A 19589-nucleotide genomic window follows, 5' to 3' on the forward strand; every position below is an offset into this window, starting at 1 on the left:
TTAAAAATAATACAATTATGAAATCGTTAACAAATATTTTGAACAATACCTGATCTGAATCGCTGAGTGGTGATTTTTATCCGGCAATTACTTTTTCCATGCCGGTGGTTCTGGATCCTTTAATGAGAATGTAAGCATCCTGGTATTGCTGTTGTTGCAGCCATTTACCGGCTTCAGCAGCATTTTCCAGGAAGATATAAGGGTGGTTTACTTTTTTGAAATCGCCGCCCACTAACACAACTGCATCCCAGTGTGTGCGTTCCAGTAAGTGAACGAGTTCCTGGTGTTCTTTAAGGCTGTCCGCACCCAGTTCCATCATAGCACCCAGCAGCAGGATCTTTTTAGGCGCCTGGATGCCGGCAAAGTTTTCGATGGCGGCTCTCATGCTGGATGGATTGGCATTATAGGCATCCATGATAATGGTATTGCTTCCTTGCCGTATTACCTGTGAGCGGTTATTGGAGGGTGCATAATGTGCGATGGCAGGGGCAATATCTTTTTCAGGCACCTGGAAGTAGGTGGCTACTGCAACTGCGGCCATTACATTCGGGAAATTGTAGGCGCCTACCAGTTGTGTCTGAATAAATCCTACCTGGCTGTTGCCTCTTACTTCAACGGCGAGGAAAGCGCTGTCTGCCAGGGCTTCACCTACATAGTCGGCGTCGCTGCTGCCATAGGTAATAATATGGGGGATGCCTTTGGCCATATCGAGCAGGTAGCCGTAGTCGTTGCACACGAACACGGTACCGTTATTATCCCGCAGAAAATCATAGAGTTCTCCTTTGGCCTTCTTCACACCTTCTTCGCTGCCAAAGCCTTCCAGGTGAGCCTTTCCGATGTTGGTGATAATACCATGGGTAGGCAGGGCGATCTGGCAATAGGCGGCTATTTCCAGTTGGTGGTTGGCGCCCATTTCTATTACTGCTATTTCCACATCCGGCAGGATACTTAAAATAGTAAGAGGAACCCCGATATGGTTGTTGAGGTTGCCGGCGGTGGCGTATGTTTTCAGCCCGGCTGAGAGGGCGGCATTGATCAGTTCTTTCGTAGTGGTTTTACCGTTAGTACCGGTGATGGCGAGAAACGGAATATTTAACTGCCGGCGGTGATGTAACGCCAGTTGTTGTAAGGCGGTGAGGGCATCATCTACCAGCATCATTTTGTCGGGCACAGTGAAGTAAGCGGCTTCATCTACCACGGCAAATGCGGCGCCCATTTCCAATGCTTTGGCGGCAAACTCATTTCCATTGAAGTTGCCTCCTTTGAGGGCAAAGAAAATATCATTGGCTTTCAGCTTGCGGGTATCTGTTTGCACAGAGCGGTGTTGCTCGTAGATGCTGTATAGTTGTTCAATATTCACGGTCAGTTCTTATTTGATGCAAAAATAAGTGGTTAATCATGTAATATAGCAGAATTTTATCTATCTGTGAAAGCAACCAATTTTACCATCATCCCGTATATCACTATCAGCAATCAAAATTGAAAGACCTATGATAAGGAACAAGCTTTTTTTACTAGCCTGCGTGCTGTTTGCTGCCTGTAAAAATGATCAGGCGCCTGCCCCGGTAAGTGGCGGAGTAAACTGCGACGTGGCTAAAATTACAACAGCCTACGTTTTTGCTTCGATTCAAGCCAATTGTACCAGCCGTGGCTGTCATCCGGGTGGAAATTCACCTGCGGTGGCTGACTTTTCCACGGCTGATAAACTGAAAACTTACATCAATACACACCGCTCTATGTTTGAGCTGCGCGTAACCGGTCCGCAGGCCGATATGCCCCAGACGCAGGCATTTCCGGCGCTGAGTCAGGGTATGAAAGACTCCATCGCCTGCTGGATTGCACATGGACTTCCGGACCAATAATTTAAAAAAGGATAAACATGAAATACTTATTGCTTTTTGCAGTAGCGTGGCTGAGCGCCCTCACTGCAGCTGCACAGGACGTATACTCCTGTAAGAACACCCGTTTATCATTTTTTTCGTCTTCTCCCCTGGAAGACATAGAAGCCAAAACGGATAAGGGCGCTTCCGCCCTGAATACCAAAACGAAGGAAGTATTTTTTAAAGTGCCTATCAGTTCTTTCCAGTTTAAGAAAAAGCTGATGCAGGAACACTTTAATGAAAACTACCTGGAAAGTGATAAGTATCCGTTTGCAGAGTTCAAAGGTACGATCAACGAGTCGCCGGAATTCAGCAAAGATGGTACTTACCCGGTTACCGTAACGGGTACACTGAATATTCATGGGGTCACTAAAAGTTATACGGCAAAGGGTACTATTACTACGCAGGGAAACACCCTGACGGTGGCTTCTACCTTTAATGTCCGTGTAGCCGATCACGGTATAAAAATACCTTCCCTGGTAATACAGAATGTGGCAGAAGTAGTAGCTGTTACCGTAAATGCCATTTACACTCCTTACACTAAATAACAACATCATTCTATGAAGTATATCTCAACCATCTTTTTGTGCTGTATTTTCTCTTTACTGGCACAGGCGCAGCAGCTGGACAAAATGTTTGATTCATCGGCAACAACTGCGCATATCAAAGTGAGGGATACGTATAAGTCGACCCGCATTATCCAGGGACAATCCACCGAAATGCTGCGGAAGCATGAACTGGATTTCCGGGTAGCTCACCGTTTCGGGGATGCCGCAGGGGAATTTGGCGGCAGCAAAACTTTCTTTGGTACGGATAACTCCACGGATATACGCATTGCCTTTGAGTATGGCGTTAGCGATAATCTGATGGTAGGTATCAGCCGGAGTAAAGGTAGCGGGGATCTGCAGCAGTTATATGAGGCCCTGGTGAAATATCGCTTTTTGCAGCAAACTACAGATAATCATATCCCGGTGTCCCTGGCGGTATTTGGGAATATGGTGATCAGCGGGATGCCTTCTGCATCTGACGTGGCATCGGCGTCCCATTTTGAAGACGGGGCGGACCGGTTGATGTATGTGGCTCAGGCGGTGGTATCAAGGAAATTTGGAGAGAAATTATCCCTGACCCTCATCCCTTCCTATGTACACCGCAACCACGTGGCGTATATGGACATGAATAATATGTTTGCCCTGGGTGGGGCTGGCCGGCTGAAACTGAGTAAGCGGTTAGGATTGCTGGCGGAATACTATTATCCGTTCCGTTCCCAGGAAAGCAAGGATTATTTCAAATCGGCCAAGGGGCTTACCTTTTATAACCCGCTGGGTGTAGGACTGGAGATAGAGACCGGCGGACACGTATTCAGCATTACTTTCACCAATTCCACCGCCATACTGGAAAACCAGTTTATTCCTGAAACGGTTTCCTCCTGGAAGCAGGGGCAATTCCGGTGGGGATTCAATATTTCCCGTAGATTTACGTTATTCGGGAAGAAAGATTGGAAAAAATAAAATGCCGCATACGTGAAAATTCATGGTTAGCCCGGATTGCCGCCCGCTTTATGCGGGTACAGTCGGTGGCCATGGTCCTGGGACGCACCATTCATTTGTATGGAGCGTCCCGGGAACGCTTTTTATCGGATATTGCCTGGATGCGGCACGAAGCTTGTCATATCAAACAATACCAGCATCTGGGCTATTTCGGGTTTTTATGGCAATATTTTTCGGAATACCTGCGCAGAGGCTACTATAACAATACGTTAGAGGTGGCAGCAAGGGCATCAGAGGAAGATCCTGCTATTCTGGATGATATTGAAATAATCTAAAGAATCGTTAAAGTCAGAAATTTTCCAGCCACTGGTTTTATTTTTCTTATTTTTACGTTAAAGGTTGATTTTATGGTTAAGAAGGTAACAGAGGGCATCACCATCAGCGTGGAAACATTCTACCAGCCGGATTATTCAAATCCTATTGGAAGCGAATTCATGTTTGCTTACCGTATTACCATCGAGAACAACAATATTTTCCCTATCAAATTGCTGCGCCGTCACTGGTACATCATTGATTCCAACGGTACCCACCGTGAAGTAGAGGGGGAAGGTGTTGTAGGTGTTCAACCATTGCTGGCGCCGGGTGAAACTTATCAGTACGTCTCGGGATCCAATCTACGGACTGAGATCGGCAAGATGTACGGTACTTATCAAATGGAAAACCAACTGGACAAGAAAATACTGGAAGTAAAAATCCCTGAATTCCAGATGGTTGTTCCTTTTAAACTGAATTAGTCCCGTTTTTCGTTTAGCCTGTAATTCTTATATCAGGGCCTGTACTTCGAGGCTTTGAAAATCTCCGTCACTCCTTTCGATTCCATTAATTGCTGCAAGGTCATCTCCTTGTGCTCACTCATATACTTTTTTATGATCTGCCATCCTATAAAATTGGCAATTTTGCCGGGGGCGCCCTCGGGCATTCCCTGTGTAGAGGGGCCGTCGCCGATAAAATGATTGATCTGCTGCCAGTCGCTGGAATACACCAGGTTATTTTGCACAAAAAACTGCCAGATCATACGCTCATTTTCATAGCACCAGTCGAGCTGACTTTTCGTATACCCCAGCTTGATAGTATCCGGTGTTTCAGGTAGTACCTTATCCAGGAAATACTGCTGCTTACCAGCTTCCATCATCTGTTCCAGCAGGTTGCCGTTTTTGCGGGCAGGAGGAAAAAGTTGTTGCTGGATCACCTGCATACAATTGGTGGTAATATATTCCGGAGCAAAGCGGTGGATCATATAATCCGGGTAATCCGGGATCTGGGCATAGGGTGGAAAATCCTCTCCCATGTACATATCCAGACCTATTCCCAGGATGGAATCTACGGTGATAGCACCGTAATTGGCAATACCGGAAATAAAAGTAACCACCTTCGGTGGATGGAAAGACGGGATATAGTATTTCACGTACCGGAAGCTTTTTTCCAGTTCTGATGATAACTTGTTATTGCCACCATATTTTGCGGACACGGCTTTTTCCAGTTGCCGGAAATCCGGGGTGGTTAAAAACAGGTGCAGTTGTTGCTGTACGGCCACATTGCTATCGGAATACGCGCCCAGGTTCAGGATATCGGTGATATACAACGGAAGGAATACAGGATATGCTTCGTGAAGCTTTGCCAGTCCGGGTTGTATATTGTTGGTATCGATGGTGAACAGGGCCGAGTCAAAACGCGATAAACTAACGTCCACGGGTATATGACTCACATCCGGTGCTTTATTGCCGGAATTACAGGCTGCAGTGCCCAACAGGGCAACAAGGCAACTTGTCAGCAGGGTATATTTATTAATGTAACTTTGCATCATTCTTAAAACTCATCTAAGGTAAAATTATTATTTACCTTGTATTATAAAAAATTACGAATTAGCATCATCTATGAAGAAGATCATCTTTTTACTGGCGATAATGGGCGTAGCGAAGTTGAGTATGGCACAATACGGCGATTCTTTCAGAAGCAGGGTGAAACTGGGTTTCACGGTAAGTCCGATGGTGTCTATCCTGAAACCGCAGGAATCGGGTGTGAACCGCAATAGTTCCAAAGCGGGGCTAAACTTCGGTCTGATGGCCGATTTTAACCTGAACGAACGCGGAACCTATGCGTTTTCGTCGGGCTTCCAGGTGCTACTGGCGGGCAGTAAACTGAAATATGATGCAGGCAAGGGATTGGGTGATTTTAAAGCTAATCCGGCAGAATATAACATGAAGCTCACTTATATTGAAATACCACTGGCCCTTAAACTGAAAACGGATCCGGACCAGGGTGGTATCGGGTTCTGGGGACAGTTTGGTACCTATCTCGATTTTCCGGTGAGTGGCCGTGCGGATGTCATCTCCATGGGACAAACACATGACCGGGTAAATATCCTGCCACAAATGAACCGTATCAATATCGGGATGTTATTGGGAGCAGGGATAGAATACCCACTGGGCGCCAATCTTACTGGTACTGCTGGCATTACCTACCAGAATGGCTTTGTGGATGTAACCCGTAATGGCAAATGGGACGACGGCCGGGTAAATATGAATAGCCTCGCCCTGCGACTGGGCGTGTTTTTCTAGTGCCCCGGATGAATTTTTACATTGAATATCTTTTTTACCATGAATATTATACTGGCACAGCAGAATTATCATATTGGCAATTTTGAAAAGAATATAGCGAAGATCATTGCAGGAATCGATGCGGCAAAGGCCCAGGGCGCTGACCTGGTGGTGTTTTCCGAATTATGCGTGTGTGGGTATCCACCACGTGACTTCCTGGAGTTTGAAGATTTTATTGCGCAGAGTTACCGTGCCATCGACGAGATCAAAGCACATACAAAAGATATTGCTGTGCTGGTAGGCGCACCTGCCCGCAATCCGCAACGGGAGGGCAAAGACCTGTTCAATGCCGCCTGGTTTTTATATGAAGGCGAAGTAAAACAGGTAGTACATAAAACGTTGCTGCCTACTTACGATGTATTTGATGAGTACCGCTATTTTGAGCCTTCTTACGAATGGAACATCATTCCGTTTAAAGGGAAGAAACTGGCAGTAACCATCTGTGAGGATATCTGGAACCTGGGAGATAACCCCCTGTACCGTATCTGTCCGATGGATCAGCTGATTGCACAGGAGCCGGATGTAATGATAAACCTCTCTGCTTCTCCGTTTGATTATGATCATGATGAAGACAGGAAAGAAATTATCCTGGCCAATGTATTGAAATATAAACTCCCGATCTATTACTGTAATACGGTTGGATCCCAGACGGAGATTGTGTTTGACGGCGGTTCCCTGATTTATGATGCGCAGGGAAATATTGTGAAGGAACTCCCCTACTTTGAAGAAGCAATGGGCGGTATGGAGCTGGAAAAGCTCACTGGTAGCCATCTGCCGCCAGTGCAGCCCCGTGATTTTACACCATTGACAGAACTGGTTTTTGATCATAACATCGATCGCATCTACGATGCCCTGGTGATGGGTATTAAAGATTATTTCGGCAAGATGGGCTTTACAAAAGCCATCCTGGGTTCTTCCGGCGGTATTGACAGCGCAGTTACCCTGGCTATTGCCTGCGACGCGTTGGGTAAAGAAAACGTACGGGCCGTGCTGATGCCATCTCCCTACTCTACTGGTCACTCTGTAGATGATGCGGTGGAGTTATCCAAAAACCTGGACAATCCTTACGATATTATCCGGATCAATGATATTTATGAAACCTTCTTAGCCACGCTGGAGCCTTATTTCAAAGGGTTGCCGTTTAATGTGGCGGAAGAAAATACGCAGTCCCGCATCCGTGGTAATCTGCTGATGGGCTTATCCAACAAGTTTGGATATATCCTGTTGAATACGTCCAACAAAAGCGAGTTGTCTACCGGCTATGGTACCTTGTACGGTGATATGGCAGGCGGGTTAAGTGTTTTGGGAGATGTGTATAAAATGCAGGTATATTCATTGGCCCGGTATATCAACCGGGAGCGCGAAATTATACCGGTGAATATCATCGACAAAGCGCCATCCGCAGAGTTACGGCCGGATCAGAAGGATAGCGACAGTTTACCGGATTATGCTATCCTCGACCGGATTTTGTACCAGTATATAGAACGTCGTCAGGGACCAAAAGAAATAGTAGCAAAGGGTTTTGATTCCGCTTTGGTTTCGCGGGCCTTAAAGATGGTGAACACCAATGAATACAAGCGAAATCAATTCTGTCCCATTATACGGGTGTCCTCAAAAGCCTTTGGTGTGGGCCGCAGGGTGCCTATCGTGGGAAAATACCTGAGTTAGTAGCAGGCTGGTGGCGGGCTGTCAGGCATTATCCAGCCGGGATACCTGCCAATAGTGGCTAAAAGCATAAAGGCCGCAGTCAAAGGCTAGCAGCTACAAGCTATTTTAATATATTTGCTAAAATTTGATCATACAACATGTTACAAGTACCGTTTATACGTCAAAATAAAGAGTTGGTGCTGGAGCGTCTGGCTTTTAAGAATTTCAAAGAGCTGGAAGTAGTGGAAGAAGTGCTGGCACTGGACGACAAGCGTAAGAAATTAACCCTTGAATACGATGAAACCCAGGCACAGGTGAATAGTTTATCCAAAGAGATAGGCAAACTGATGGCCCAGGGCAAGAAAGAAGAAGGAGAAGCACAGCGCGCTGCTGTAGCAGCCCTGAAAGACCGCTTAGGCCCGGTTACCGAAGAACTGAATGCTACCGAGAAGGCATTACAGGAAACCCTGGTAAAACTGCCCAACCTGCCGGCATCCATCGTTCCAGCCGGTAAAACACCGGAAGAGAATGTGGAAGTGCGTAAAGGTGGTAAAATTCCTGAGTTGTATGCAGGCGCGGTTCCGCATTGGGATCTGGCTAAACAATACGACCTGATTGACTTTGAACTCGGTAACAAAATTACCGGTAGTGGTTTTCCTGTTTTCAAAAACAGGGGCGCCCGTTTACAACGCGCCCTGATCCAGTATTTCCTGGATTATAATACCAGTAACGGTTATACTGAATATGCGCCGCCCTACCTGGTAAACGAAGCCTCTGCCTATGGCACCGGCCAGTTACCTGATAAAGAAGGCCAGATGTATCATGCTACCGCAGATAACTACTACCTGATTCCAACGGCAGAAGTTCCTGTAACCAATATTTACCGCGATGAAATCGTAAAAGATACCGATCTGCCGGTAAAAATGACGGCCTATACGCCTTGTTTCCGCCGCGAAGCCGGATCTTATGGTAAAGATGTACGCGGATTAAACCGTGTTCACCAGTTTGATAAAGTGGAAATTGTGCAGCTGGTACATCCGGATAAGTCTTACGAAGCGCTGGATGAAATGGTGGCACACGTAGAAGCCTTGCTGAATCAACTGGAACTGCCTTACCGCATTCTTCGTTTATGCGCAGGGGATATGAGCTTCACTTCTGCCATTACCTACGATTTTGAAGTATACAGCGCTGCCCAGCAGAAATGGCTGGAAGTAAGCTCTGTGAGCAACTTCGAAGCGTATCAGACGCACCGTATGAAAATACGTTTTAAGGAAAATAATGGTAAGCCGCAGCTGGTGCATTCCCTGAACGGAAGCTCCCTGGCATTGCCGCGTATCCTGGCCTGTTTGCTGGAAAATAACCAGACCGCAGAAGGTATTCAGATACCCACGGTGCTGCAGAGCTATTTCGGCAGTCACATGATATAAGCATTACGGAAAATCATATACGGATGACGGATCCGCAGGAATGAAATACCTGCAAATCCGTCATTCGTCATTTGAAATCAATTGGGTAGCAGCCCATGCCTATGCTAAACCGGTTGCAAATCCCTCATTCATCGTTTGAAATCCGTAATTTCCATCTGGTAATACAACTCATGAAACATTTCCTGCCCAACGGCGACGAACTCATCATTCGCCCTCCCGAACACAACGATGCAGCAGGTTTGCTGGCCAGTTTCCAGCGCCTGACCCGGGAAACGGATTATCTCCTCTTTACCCGGAGAGAGTCGGAGGAGCTGGATCTGGCTTCAGAAGAAGATTACATACATTCCTATCTCGATAATCCCAACCAACTTTTACTGGTGGCCGTTGTAAGAGGCCGTATCATAGGCTCCATCAACGTGAACCACAGCGGCCTGCATAAAAAGGCACATACTTCGGAAGTAGGCATTGCCGTGGAAAAAGACTGGAACAATATGGGCATCGGTCGTCGTTTACTAACCGCTATGTTGCGCTGGACCGAGTCCAGGGAAGGATTGGAGATGATTTACCTGCATGTTTTTTCCAATAATGAAAAGGCCATGCAACTGTACCGCAACTTTGGATTTATGGAATGCGGACGCCTGCCACAGGCTATTTTACAGAGAGACGGTTATTATGTAGACCTGGTAACCATGTACCTGCCGCTGAAACGGTAAAAGCAGAGGCTTTAGTTTACAAAGGTGACGAGATCAGAAAGCGGAAGTCTTACCTTTTTGAGCTTTGCGAAAGTATCCCCATCGGCGTCGCGATACCCCAGGGATAGTGCCACAACTGATTTAAGTCCTTGTTCCTTCAGGTGAAGCAGTGTATCGAATTTTTCCGCATCAAAACCTTCCATTGGTGTGGAGTCTATTTTCAATTCCGCAGCAGCAATTAAAGCGGTGCCCAACGCGATGTATGCCTGTCTGGCTGCCCAGTCAAAGTTTTCCTTATCTGTTCTTGACAAAAGACCACCAGTCAGGGCTGCTTTAAAATCAGCCAAAGCTTCTACTGGAATACCTCTTTCGCTGGCAATGTTCGCCAGGTAAGTCTCAATGTGAGAAAGGGTTACTGTTTCAAAAGCGGCAAATACCAGCAAATGCGAAGACTGTGAGATCTGCGAATTAAAAGAGCCAACCGCAAGTTCTTTACGAAGGGGAGAGTTTTCTATCACGAAAACGCGGTATGGCTGTAAGCCGGCCGAAGAAGCTGATAAGTTAATAGCTTCCAGTATCTTGTTGACATCTTCCATCGATACTTTCTGATCACTGAATTTTTTGGTGGCATAGCGCCACTCCAGGTTTCCTATAATATTCATACACTTTATTTTACGACACAAAACTAGCCTAAGTAGTTTATATTTGTCACCAGGAGACAAAAAGTAATAGTAACATTCAGGTAACCATGAGTAATATAACACCCACCCGATCACACGAATGCAAAAGAGCCATTATGGGGGTTCATGATGCGATGTACATTTTAGGCGGAAAATGGAAGATATCGATAATGGCCTGCCTGTTTTTTGGCCCCAAGCGTTATTCCGATATACTACGGAATGTAAAGGGTATTTCTGGAAAGATGCTCAGCAGAGAGCTAAAGGAAATGGAGGTTAACCAGCTTATTAAGCGAACGGTAACCAGTAATCAACCCATTACGGTGATCTACGAAATGACGGAGTGCGGAGCGTCCACAAAACCGATCGTTAGCGTTCTTGCCGAATGGGGGGAAACGTACCGGAAACAGATGATAGAAAAAACACCTGCCGACATTTAATTTTTTTTGCCGGATCACAAAGTAACTGTCAGGCTTCCCGGCCGCATAACTCATAAGTATGAACACAACCGATTTGCTACAACAGGTAGCATTTATCAAAGAGATTGATAAATTAAAATACATTCAGCGAAGAACTAAATTATTCAATAGCGACCGGCACGAAAATGATGCTGAACACAGCTGGCATCTGGCTATGATGACGTTGGTGCTGGCAGGACATGCAGATAAGCCGATTGATGTATTGAAGGTTATTAAGATGGTATTAATTCATGACCTGGTGGAGATAGATGCCGGCGATACTTTTCTTTATGATACCTCAAAGAACCATATCAATACAGAAGAAGAACGTTTAGCGGCAAAGCGGATTTTTGGACTATTGCCGGAAGAACAGGCAAAGGAATTTATGGCTATCTGGGAAGAATTTGAAGAAGGAGTTACCGATAATGCCCAATTTGCCAAAGCGATGGATCGATTTGAACCCCTGCTACAAAATACCTCGAATAATGGTGGTACCTGGGCCGAATTTGATGTGCCCTATCAGACCGTGTATAACAAGAAGAAAGCCATTAAAAATGGTTCTGCCACTATTTGGAACTATGCAGAAGTGTTGTTGAATGAAAGTGTTGAAAAAGGCATTCTTCGAAAAGAAACACCAACAGGAACGGCAGAATAATCATTAGATGCTGCTCATTGTTTGTTGTGTTGCGTGGCCCTGTAATTGGTAGGTGTAACATGGTATTTATCATGAAAGCTCTTCGTGAAATTCGCGAGATCGTTAAACCCGCAATCAAAGGCAATATCGGTGATACGATTGTCAGAAACCAAAAGCAGTTCAGCTGCTTTTTCCAGTCTTTGATTTTTTATGTAACTGGCAGGAGAGTCATTGTACAATTTTGTAAACTCTCTTTTGAAAGAAGAAACGCTTAGATTGGTTTTACGTGCCAGCTCTTCTATACCCATCTGCGAAAACAGATTCGCTTCTATGATTTGTTTGAAAGTGTAGGTTGCCGGTGAAAAAAGCTGTGATAGTATTACCTGTATCGCTCCGGCATTCTGCGTTTGCGACAGCAACAGTATGATCTCCTTTATTTTCAGAATCAAAATATCATCGTTGGCCAAAGAAGGGTTTTCCACATAGAAGAGGAGCCCTTCCATATACTTCTGGATCAGAAAATCAGTATTTATTTTTTCGCTGGACTGATTAGATACTATATGCTGTGGCCGTTGAAGTAATGGAGGAAGTTCCCTGTCATATATCTTCTTTAGTATTTCCAGATGAAAAGTAACGATTACAATTTCGCCGTTGCCGCTTGCATTGGAGTGGTGTATTTGTCTTCCTGAGTTGATGCAATTCAGAAACAATGAATAATTTGTAGGAATATTTATCTGCTCATCATCAAACTGATATTGCATCTCCCCCTGATGCATGTATAAAAAACAGGCCTGTTCGGATATGGGAAAAGCAAATTCGAAAGGAGGTTTTAGCACTACTTTCTGAATAAGAGATTTCCCGAACAGATCAATTTTCTTATAGTCGATGATCATAAGTTTCTTTTGGGTGCAAGCATGTATCCCGCCGTGTGAACCAAATTACCAAATAATTGAACCAATCCGCCAAATTCGTTTTCCCTTGCTTTTGCAATTTTGTGAAAGAAAAACAAACGCAGGGTGATACCTGATAAATGCCCCTCAGGCACCATTTATTTATTCCAAATTAAACAAATTGACATTATGGGACTATCAAATTTAGGAATCTTCCACACTATTATTGGCGTAACGGCCATTGTTGCCGCAATTGTATCGTATATAAGATACGGTAAGATTGCTTTATCCGCATTGTCCGGTAAAATATACTTTTATGGTACTATCATCACATCATTAACATCGTTGGGCCTTTCTAAGGCGGGTGGCTTTAACCCGGGACATGTTTTCTCCATCATCATCATTATTTTGGTAGCGGTAGCCTACTTTCTTCATTCGAAAAAGCCGGGGCAGAACCGTAGCCGGTATTTTGAAAACTTTTTGCTGTCATTCAGCTTTTTTCTGTCCTGGCTTCCAACTATCAATGAAACCTTTACCCGTGTTCCTATTGGTCATCCTTTAGCGAAGTCTCCGGGTGATCCGATAATAGGGAAAACGCTGCTTATTATTTTTATATTATTCATTGCAGGTACTGTATATCAATTCAGAAAGCAAAAGAGAATGAATGCAATTGGAATGAGTTGATCAGCGGCTTTGGTTGTTTCCGGCATTTTTTACAAAAATTTCCCCTGAATACCGTTATTTTTAGATGCTAAATGATGCCGCATGGACAGATATGACAGACAGACGAGACTGGATGGTTTTGGTCAGGAGAAACAGGCTTTATTACGACAGGCCAAAGTGCTGGTGATTGGCGCCGGCGGCCTGGGAGTACCCGTACTGCAATACCTGACCGCTATGGGGGTAGGCCGGATCGGTATCGTAGAGCATGATACCGTATCAGTTACCAACCTGCAAAGGCAGGTATTGTATACCACCGCTGATCAGGGGAAATCCAAAGTGGCACAGGCTGTAAGCAGGTTGCAACAACTGAATCCGGAAGTGACACACGTGATACATGATACCTGGCTGACACCTGATAATGCGCTGACGCTTTTCCGTGAATATGATGTAATTGTAGATGGTTCGGATAACTTCGGTACGCGCTATCTTGTAAATGATGCCTGTGTAATGACCGGTAAACCGCTGGTATATGGGGCTATTTATAAGTTTGAAGGACAGCTCAGTGTATTCAACTACCAGGGTGGCGCCACTTACCGCTGCATCTTCCCGGAGCCACCGGAAAGCGGAGAAATGCTCAATTGCAACGACATAGGTGTGCTGGGTGTATTGCCTGGTATTATTGGTTGTTATATGGCCAATGAAACGGTGAAAGTGATTACCGGTATTGGTACACCACTTCGCAATCAATTAATGACAATAGACACTCTTCATAATACCCACCTGACCTTTCAGATAACCCCGGTGCCGGAAAACCTTGCTATTAGTGCCTTGCAGGATAACTACGCGCAATCGGTATGTGAAGTAACCGGTGTGCAGTCACTTTCTGTGCAGCAGTTGCAGCAGTGGCTGCAAGACGATACCCGTTTTATGTTGCTGGATGTACGGGAAGAAGATGAATGGGAGATCTGTCATATTCCGCAATCAGTGCACATCCCAATGGGGCGTGTATTGCAACAGGTGTCTGCTATCCCGGATGATGTGCCTTTGGCGGTGCTTTGTCATCATGGAATGCGTAGCCGCGCGGTAGCACAGCGTTTATCAGAGCTGGGCTTTAACCGGGTGTATAATGTAGAAGGCGGTATTCACGCCTGGGCCAGTGCTATTGATCACCAGATGCAAACTTACTAGCTGTGATTACTGAACTCTGTATCCTCTTTTTTATTGTTGCACTGGCTTATTCTGCTGCTGGTTTCGGTGGTGGTTCCAGCTACCTGGCTATTTTATCTTTACCGCTGTGGGCAGTGGATTTTCAGCTGATGAAATCTACGGCCTTATTGTGTAATGTGGCGGTAGTGACTGGTGGCGTGTATCATTTTTACAAAAGCGGGCATCTGCCCATGAAGAAAGCCTGGCAGTTGTCGCTGGTGAGTGTACCGCTGGCTTTTATAGGCAGTTATCTGCCGATGAAGCAGGCTACTTTTTTCCTGTTGCTCGGTATTGCGCTGACGTTGGCAGCGTTGCTGATGTGTTACCGTTTATTTTTTGAGAAAGATGAACCGGTGATTCCTGCCAGTAAGAGCAATGGTATTGCCTATGGCATAATTGGCGGCGCTATCGGTTTGTTATCCGGTATGACGGGTATTGGCGGAGGTATTTATTTGTCGCCCGTATTGCGTTTGGGCAAGTACGATACGGCTAAGAATATTGCGGGTTTGAGTAGTTTTTTTATCCTGGTAAATTCTATTGCCGGACTGGCCGGACAGGCAGCCAAACATGCGATTGTGTTTGATGTGAAATTTGCGGGGCCTTTGCTGTTGGCGGTTATTGCCGGCGGACAACTGGGTTCGCGGGTGAGTGCGAAGGTATTAAAACCTAAGTGGGTGGCGGGTGCTACGGCAGTGTTGATTTTATATGCGGGAATACAGATGTTGTTGAAATAACTACTATTAATAAAGGGTGTCTTTGAGCTTCCGGCTCATTAATACCTCTACCCTCCTATCACGGACATACTTTCCATGGTTTTTTCTGTGTGATGCGCTTCTGCTTCAAAGCCATTGGCAAAGCGGGCGTGAATGGCTGATTGAATGGCAGGGAGTAACTGCTGTGGTGATCCATCTCTCAGTATCTCCTTTACATTCAACACATCATTGCCGTACAGGCATGTTTTCATGCTACCGGTAGCGGATATACGAAGACGATTGCAGGTGCCACAAAATGTTCTGCTATAGGCCGGAATTACACCTATGTTGCCTTTGTGACCGGGGATATGATAATTGAGCGATGTAGAATGCGGCGGGTCTGCTATTTTTTCCAGCGGATAAGTTTCGGCAATGGAGGCTAATATTTTATGATAGTTCCATTCAATGCCGGAGAACGTATGTCCCTGACCGTTAAAAGGCATTTCTTCTATAAATCTTACGGAGAGTGCGTTGTCGCGGGTGAGTGCGGTGAATGCGGCGAGTTCGTCGGTATTTACCTGGTCCATGACCACGGCGTTTATTTTCACCTGCATGTTGTGTTGCAGCAGGCTTTGCAGGGTATCCATGACGGCGGAAAACCGGTTGCGGCGGGTGATTTGCAGGAAGCGGCCGGCCTGCAGGGTATCAAGACTCAGGTTGATATGTGTGATGCCGAGTTGCCGGAGTGCCGGGATGTAGGATTGTGTTAATACACCGTTGGTAGTGATAGCGATTTCCTTAATGCCTGGAATCGCTTTTATATTTTCCAGCAGCGTCATTAAGCCCGGGCGGAGAAAGGGTTCTCCCCCGGTGATCCTTATTTTGGAAATGCCGGCGGCGGCGAGTGTTTGTAGTAATTGCAGTATTTCGTTGTCGGTGAGTAATGTGTCGCGTTGCACAAAATGCATATTCTCCGGCATACAGTAGGTACAGCGCAGGTTACAGCGATCTGTTACCGACAGGCGGACGTAATCTATTATACGGTGATGTGCATCAGTGAGCATTGCTATCAGCAGTTTTGGCCGGCATTCGGGTTATCAAATGCGTGACTTTCATCTTCATTTCTTTCTGCCAGGCATTTAAAATCTTTTTCTACCAGTATGGTGAGTTCTGTACCGTCTGCATTGGGCAGGATCAGTTCAAAACCTACCTGGTCGGGTGCATACCAGGCTGCCAGTCGCGGCAATGGCAGCAGGAGATGAACGCCATCGTGTTCCATTTTTATCACCGGGTCCGTGATATCTTTTCCCCTGACGCAGAAATGAAGGGTGCCGGTGCCTATATGCGTGATAGATTCCACTTTGCCGGTATTTTCCAGCAGCTCTACATCTGTCTTATCCAGGCGGTACCGGATGCTGTTGCCTCTTATTCTTATTTTCATAAAAAATGATTTTCTGCCGTATTAAAATTACTACATTCCCGGGCTATATTGTAGTTTTAACTAACAATTTAAGGCGTATGGGCATATTATTGTTTGGAGCGGCGAAAGATATTGCAGGTGTGCCGGTGCTGGAGAAGCCGGAACATATCAGGGATGTGGCCACACTCAGGGACTGGCTTTACGAAGCATATCCTTCTTTACGGCAGCTCCGGTCGGTGATGATAGCAGTGAACCGGGCTTATGCAGCCGATTCCCAGGTCATCAGTGCAACTGATGAAATTGCGGTGATACCACCCGTGAGTGGTGGTTGATAATCCTTTTAGTTTTTTAGAATGATGGAGATATTAATAGACATTAAGGATACGATCACAGTGCAGGAAGCACTTGACTTCATACAGGCGCCGGAGTGCGGTGGAGAGGTGATTTTTGCAGGTACGGTGCGTAATCATACCAAACAACGTCCGGTGTTGAAGTTGTTTTATGAATGTTATGAAGCGATGGCGATTTCAGAAATGCAGAAGATTGCTGCGCAGGTAGCAGAGAAATGGGCGGTACAGCGGATTGCCATGCTGCATGCAGTGGGCGATAAGTATCCTGGCGATATCGCCGTGGTGATTGCAGTAGCGTCTACCCACCGGGGAGTGGCTTTTGACGCCTGTGAATTTGCCATCGATATGCTGAAAGAAACGGTGCCTATCTGGAAAAAGGAGTTTTTTGCAGATGGGGAAATTGTTTGATGCGTGTTAAGATGTCAAATCCTTTAATGCCGCCGCTTTTTCTTCCGGTGTATTGGCATTGAACTGTTCTATCTCATAAGGATTATTGAAAGTGGCTATGTCGCTGTTTAGCATCGTTTTACGCGGACAATTCCGTCCGGCTTTTACATTTTCTTCCAGGGCATTTAGCCCGGTAGGCTCCCAGATGGCGATGAGCGGTTCCGGTAAATGATTGACCGGGCTGATAAATGCGCTCGCAGCTTTGCTTACATCGCGTGACTGGATAAGCAGTTCCAGGCTCTGGACGCTCAGCAGGGGTAAATCGCATGCGATAACGAGCCACGCGGTTTCCGGTTGCAGGGCATGTGCGCTCAGCAAGCCCGCCGATGGGCCGCCATAAGGAACGCTGTCGGGTATCAGTAGCGGATAACCAGAGAAATGAGCGGCTTGCTCTGTTCTGCAGGAGATATATACTTCCGGCAGCAATGATTGTAGCAAAGTAACCAGGTATTGCCATTGAGGCATGCCATGGTATTGGATATTGCTTTTGTCTTCCTGCATCCGGGTACTGAACCCACCGCAGAGTACCAGTCCTTTCAGGGGAGCGTTATGGTCGGTTATAGTCATTTTTACCACCTGTTTTGCTGATCAGTTTTGTTTCCCGGATAATCATTTCCTGGGAAAATGCTTTACACATATCGTAAATGGTGAGTGCTGCTACGCTGGCGCCGGTGAGGGCTTCCATCTCCACGCCTGTTTTACCGGTAGTTTTAACCGTGCAGCGGATCACGGCCTCCTCTCCTTCCAGGTGTATTTCCACATCACAGCCATCCAACAGTAAGGTATGACAAAGCGGGATGAGTTCCGGTGTTTTCTTTGCTGCCATGATCCCTGCGATGATAGCGGTTTGAAACACGCCGCCTTTGCGGGTTTGGATATCTTGTCCGTGGAACTGGTCGCGTATGATCTGCGGCAGGTAAACACGACTCCCGGCAACGGCTATACGATAAGTATCCGGTTTGCCGCTTACGTCTACCATGGCTGGCTGGCCGCTTTCATTCAGATGTGAAAAAGCATTACTTGATTCATTGGACATAAAAGCATAAATTTAAACAAGTTCACCTTACACAAAAGTAATTCAAAATGATGTTGACTGTTGCTGCTGCATTTAAGGCTGTAATGCAAACGGTGCGGGATCTGGGCACCGAAACCGTGCCTTTTGAATCCGCTGCCGGCCGCATTTTGCGGGAGCCGGTGCTGGCCGACAGGCCTTTCCCGCCATTTGATCGTATTACGATGGATGGTATTGCTGTTAATTACGACAGCTTTGCCCGGGGGCAGCATATTTTTGGTGTGGAAGATGTGCAGGCTGCAGGTACACCGCAGCTGCAGTTGTCGAATACGGCGAATTGTATTGAAGTGATGACCGGCGCCATTTTGCCGGAAATGACAGATACGGTGATTCCTTATGAACACCTTACACCTTCCGAGCATGAGGGCTTTCGCCGGTTTACTATTCATGGTACAGTGAAGAAAGGGCAAAATATTCACAGAATAGGTTCTGATACCGCCACTGGTGCGGTGCTCATAAAGCCGGGCACACTCATAGGCCCTGCTGAGGCGGGTGTACTGGCCACTGTAGGAAAAACTACTGTAGAGGTTAGCAAACAACCGCGCGTGGTTGTGATTGCTACGGGCAATGAACTGGTACCTGTGCATACCACTCCGGAAACGCACCAGGTGCGTATTTCCAATGTATATAGTTTACTGGCATCTCTCCAGCAACTAGGTATTAATGCCAATTACATACACCTGCTGGATGAAGAGGATGCCATGAAAGACCAGCTGTTACCGCTGATAGCTGATACTGATATCTGGATCAGCTCCGGTGCGGTAAGTGCGGGTAAGTTTGATTATCTGCCCGCAGTATTACAGCAGTTGGGGATGCAACAGATATTCCATAAAGTACAGCAAAGGCCCGGAAAGCCTTTCCTGTTCGGTACTTTCAAGGATGGTCCGGTAGTTTTTGCCTTACCTGGTAACCCGGTATCGGGGTTTATGTGTTTTTACCGGTATATCAAATCCTGGGTGGAAGCCGCTATGGGTAAAGCTTTACCGGATCCTGTGTATGCACAGTTATCGGAGAAAGTTATTTTTGATGCGGCACTGGAATACTATTTGCCGGTGAAACTGCAATCGCAGCAGGATGGTGTACTGGTGGCGATACCGCAACCCTACCAGGGTTCCGGCGATTTGGGCAGCTTATTGAAAGCGGATGCTTTCCTGACGTTGCCATTGGAACACACTGTATTTGAAAAAGGAAGTTGTTACCAGGTGTGGCGGTTCCGCTAAGAAGCCCGACAGAGCCCGTTTTTATAAGCAAACACCTGCCATAGATTAAACCCGGTCCTTATTTGACAGT

25 protein-coding genes are annotated in these 19589 nt (G+C 46.2%); 17 read left to right on the top strand and 8 right to left on the bottom strand.

Annotated elements, in window-relative coordinates; translation table 11 throughout:
• Positions 1 to 76: 76 nt before the first annotated feature.
• The gene (locus tag BMW79_RS06170; protein ID WP_089891945.1) at positions 77 to 1360 is read right to left on the bottom strand and encodes a UDP-N-acetylmuramoyl-tripeptide--D-alanyl-D-alanine ligase; all 1284 of its coding nucleotides are present in this window, start codon (positions 1358 to 1360) and stop codon (positions 77 to 79) included.
• A gap of 130 nt (positions 1361 to 1490) precedes the next feature.
• Here BMW79_RS06170 and BMW79_RS06175 point away from each other — a divergent pair, with 130 nt between their 5' ends.
• The 5 genes from BMW79_RS06175 (at position 1491) to apaG (ending at position 4161) form a co-directional block, all read left to right on the top strand.
• Positions 1491 to 1862: a hypothetical protein gene (locus BMW79_RS06175; RefSeq protein ID WP_089891948.1), complete on the top strand. Its 372-nt coding sequence runs from the start codon at positions 1491 to 1493 to the stop codon at positions 1860 to 1862.
• 17 nt (positions 1863 to 1879) lie between these two features.
• Complete coding sequence (locus BMW79_RS06180; protein WP_089891951.1) at positions 1880 to 2428, top strand: YceI family protein; 549 nt, start codon at positions 1880 to 1882, stop codon at positions 2426 to 2428.
• 12 nt (positions 2429 to 2440) lie between these two features.
• Positions 2441 to 3388, top strand: coding sequence for a DUF5777 family beta-barrel protein (locus BMW79_RS06185; protein ID WP_089891953.1), 948 nt, complete (start codon positions 2441 to 2443; stop codon positions 3386 to 3388).
• Positions 3376 to 3702 carry a DUF4157 domain-containing protein gene (locus BMW79_RS06190; protein ID WP_089891956.1) on the top strand — a complete coding sequence of 109 codons (327 nt, stop codon included), beginning with the start codon at positions 3376 to 3378 and terminating at the stop codon, positions 3700 to 3702. The genes BMW79_RS06185 and BMW79_RS06190 overlap by 13 nt, the downstream gene beginning before the upstream one ends.
• A gap of 72 nt (positions 3703 to 3774) precedes the next feature.
• Positions 3775 to 4161 (top strand): Co2+/Mg2+ efflux protein ApaG, encoded by a 387-nt coding sequence (gene apaG / locus BMW79_RS06195; RefSeq protein ID WP_079469727.1) that lies wholly within the window; start codon positions 3775 to 3777, stop codon positions 4159 to 4161.
• Positions 4162 to 4193: 32 nt separating this feature from the next.
• Here apaG and gldB read toward each other — a convergent pair whose 3' ends face one another.
• Complete coding sequence (gene gldB / locus BMW79_RS06200; protein WP_456064375.1) at positions 4194 to 5228, bottom strand: gliding motility lipoprotein GldB; 1035 nt, start codon at positions 5226 to 5228, stop codon at positions 4194 to 4196.
• A gap of 73 nt (positions 5229 to 5301) precedes the next feature.
• Here gldB and BMW79_RS06205 point away from each other — a divergent pair, with 73 nt between their 5' ends.
• From BMW79_RS06205 to BMW79_RS06220, 4 genes are all read left to right on the top strand, one after another.
• Positions 5302 to 5985 carry a porin family protein gene (locus BMW79_RS06205; RefSeq protein WP_089891962.1) on the top strand — a complete coding sequence of 228 codons (684 nt, stop codon included), beginning with the start codon at positions 5302 to 5304 and terminating at the stop codon, positions 5983 to 5985.
• A gap of 39 nt (positions 5986 to 6024) precedes the next feature.
• The gene (locus BMW79_RS06210) at positions 6025 to 7692 is read left to right on the top strand and encodes an NAD+ synthase (RefSeq protein ID WP_089891965.1); all 1668 of its coding nucleotides are present in this window, start codon (positions 6025 to 6027) and stop codon (positions 7690 to 7692) included.
• Between the two features lie 137 nt (positions 7693 to 7829).
• Positions 7830 to 9098 (top strand): serine--tRNA ligase, encoded by a 1269-nt coding sequence (gene serS / locus BMW79_RS06215; protein WP_089891968.1) that lies wholly within the window; start codon positions 7830 to 7832, stop codon positions 9096 to 9098.
• A 170-nt stretch (positions 9099 to 9268) separates the two neighbouring features.
• Positions 9269 to 9811 carry a GNAT family N-acetyltransferase gene (locus tag BMW79_RS06220; protein ID WP_177192062.1) on the top strand — a complete coding sequence of 181 codons (543 nt, stop codon included), beginning with the start codon at positions 9269 to 9271 and terminating at the stop codon, positions 9809 to 9811.
• Between the two features lie 11 nt (positions 9812 to 9822).
• Here BMW79_RS06220 and BMW79_RS06225 read toward each other — a convergent pair whose 3' ends face one another.
• A complete protein-coding gene (locus BMW79_RS06225) occupies positions 9823 to 10452 on the bottom strand; it encodes an NAD(P)H-dependent oxidoreductase (protein WP_089891974.1) in 630 nt (209 codons plus the stop codon).
• Positions 10453 to 10586: 134 nt separating this feature from the next.
• Between BMW79_RS06225 and BMW79_RS06230 the strand changes: the two genes are divergently transcribed.
• Together BMW79_RS06230 and BMW79_RS06235 are read left to right on the top strand one after the other, a co-directional pair.
• Complete coding sequence (locus BMW79_RS06230) at positions 10587 to 10907, top strand: winged helix-turn-helix transcriptional regulator (protein ID WP_089891978.1); 321 nt, start codon at positions 10587 to 10589, stop codon at positions 10905 to 10907.
• A 58-nt stretch (positions 10908 to 10965) separates the two neighbouring features.
• The gene (locus tag BMW79_RS06235) at positions 10966 to 11580 is read left to right on the top strand and encodes an HD domain-containing protein (protein ID WP_089891982.1); all 615 of its coding nucleotides are present in this window, start codon (positions 10966 to 10968) and stop codon (positions 11578 to 11580) included.
• 14 nt (positions 11581 to 11594) lie between these two features.
• On the opposite strand, the gene BMW79_RS06240 is transcribed toward BMW79_RS06235, so the two are convergent.
• On the bottom strand, positions 11595 to 12452 hold the full coding sequence (locus tag BMW79_RS06240; RefSeq protein WP_089891986.1) for a helix-turn-helix domain-containing protein: 858 nt from the start codon (positions 12450 to 12452) through the stop codon (positions 11595 to 11597).
• 123 nt (positions 12453 to 12575) lie between these two features.
• Here BMW79_RS06240 and BMW79_RS06245 point away from each other — a divergent pair, with 123 nt between their 5' ends.
• From BMW79_RS06245 to BMW79_RS06255, 3 genes are all read left to right on the top strand, one after another.
• A complete protein-coding gene (locus BMW79_RS06245; RefSeq protein WP_245752396.1) occupies positions 12576 to 13133 on the top strand; it encodes a hypothetical protein in 558 nt (185 codons plus the stop codon).
• 81 nt (positions 13134 to 13214) lie between these two features.
• On the top strand, positions 13215 to 14300 hold the full coding sequence (locus BMW79_RS06250) for a HesA/MoeB/ThiF family protein (RefSeq protein ID WP_089891993.1): 1086 nt from the start codon (positions 13215 to 13217) through the stop codon (positions 14298 to 14300).
• A 2-nt stretch (positions 14301 to 14302) separates the two neighbouring features.
• Complete coding sequence (locus BMW79_RS06255; RefSeq protein WP_089891996.1) at positions 14303 to 15052, top strand: sulfite exporter TauE/SafE family protein; 750 nt, start codon at positions 14303 to 14305, stop codon at positions 15050 to 15052.
• A gap of 47 nt (positions 15053 to 15099) precedes the next feature.
• On the opposite strand, the gene moaA is transcribed toward BMW79_RS06255, so the two are convergent.
• Together moaA and BMW79_RS06265 are read right to left on the bottom strand one after the other, a co-directional pair.
• On the bottom strand, positions 15100 to 16074 hold the full coding sequence (moaA, locus tag BMW79_RS06260) for a GTP 3',8-cyclase MoaA (protein WP_089891999.1): 975 nt from the start codon (positions 16072 to 16074) through the stop codon (positions 15100 to 15102).
• Positions 16075 to 16079: 5 nt separating this feature from the next.
• Positions 16080 to 16451 (bottom strand): DUF7009 family protein, encoded by a 372-nt coding sequence (locus BMW79_RS06265; RefSeq protein ID WP_089892002.1) that lies wholly within the window; start codon positions 16449 to 16451, stop codon positions 16080 to 16082.
• Positions 16452 to 16528: 77 nt separating this feature from the next.
• On the opposite strand from BMW79_RS06265, the gene BMW79_RS06270 reads away from it, so the two are divergent.
• Together BMW79_RS06270 and BMW79_RS06275 are read left to right on the top strand one after the other, a co-directional pair.
• Positions 16529 to 16762 carry a MoaD/ThiS family protein gene (locus tag BMW79_RS06270; protein WP_089896798.1) on the top strand — a complete coding sequence of 78 codons (234 nt, stop codon included), beginning with the start codon at positions 16529 to 16531 and terminating at the stop codon, positions 16760 to 16762.
• A 21-nt stretch (positions 16763 to 16783) separates the two neighbouring features.
• Entirely contained in the window at positions 16784 to 17188 is a 405-nt protein-coding gene (locus BMW79_RS06275) for a molybdenum cofactor biosynthesis protein MoaE (RefSeq protein ID WP_245752397.1), read from the top strand.
• 6 nt (positions 17189 to 17194) lie between these two features.
• Here the strand turns inward: BMW79_RS06275 and mobA are convergent, their stop codons facing one another.
• Positions 17195 to 17794, bottom strand: a complete 600-nt coding sequence (gene mobA / locus BMW79_RS06280; protein ID WP_089892005.1) for a molybdenum cofactor guanylyltransferase — start codon at positions 17792 to 17794, stop codon at positions 17195 to 17197.
• Positions 17775 to 18263, bottom strand: coding sequence for a cyclic pyranopterin monophosphate synthase MoaC (gene moaC, locus BMW79_RS06285; protein WP_089892008.1), 489 nt, complete (start codon positions 18261 to 18263; stop codon positions 17775 to 17777). Before moaC ends, mobA begins: the two co-directional genes overlap by 20 nt.
• Positions 18264 to 18310: 47 nt before the next feature.
• Between moaC and BMW79_RS06290 the strand changes: the two genes are divergently transcribed.
• Positions 18311 to 19519: a molybdopterin molybdotransferase MoeA gene (locus BMW79_RS06290; protein ID WP_089892011.1), complete on the top strand. Its 1209-nt coding sequence runs from the start codon at positions 18311 to 18313 to the stop codon at positions 19517 to 19519.
• The last annotated feature ends 70 nt before the right edge of the window (positions 19520 to 19589 follow it).

This window comes from Chitinophaga arvensicola (genome assembly GCF_900110835.1).
In the GTDB taxonomy this organism is placed as follows: domain Bacteria; phylum Bacteroidota; class Bacteroidia; order Chitinophagales; family Chitinophagaceae; genus Chitinophaga; species Chitinophaga arvensicola.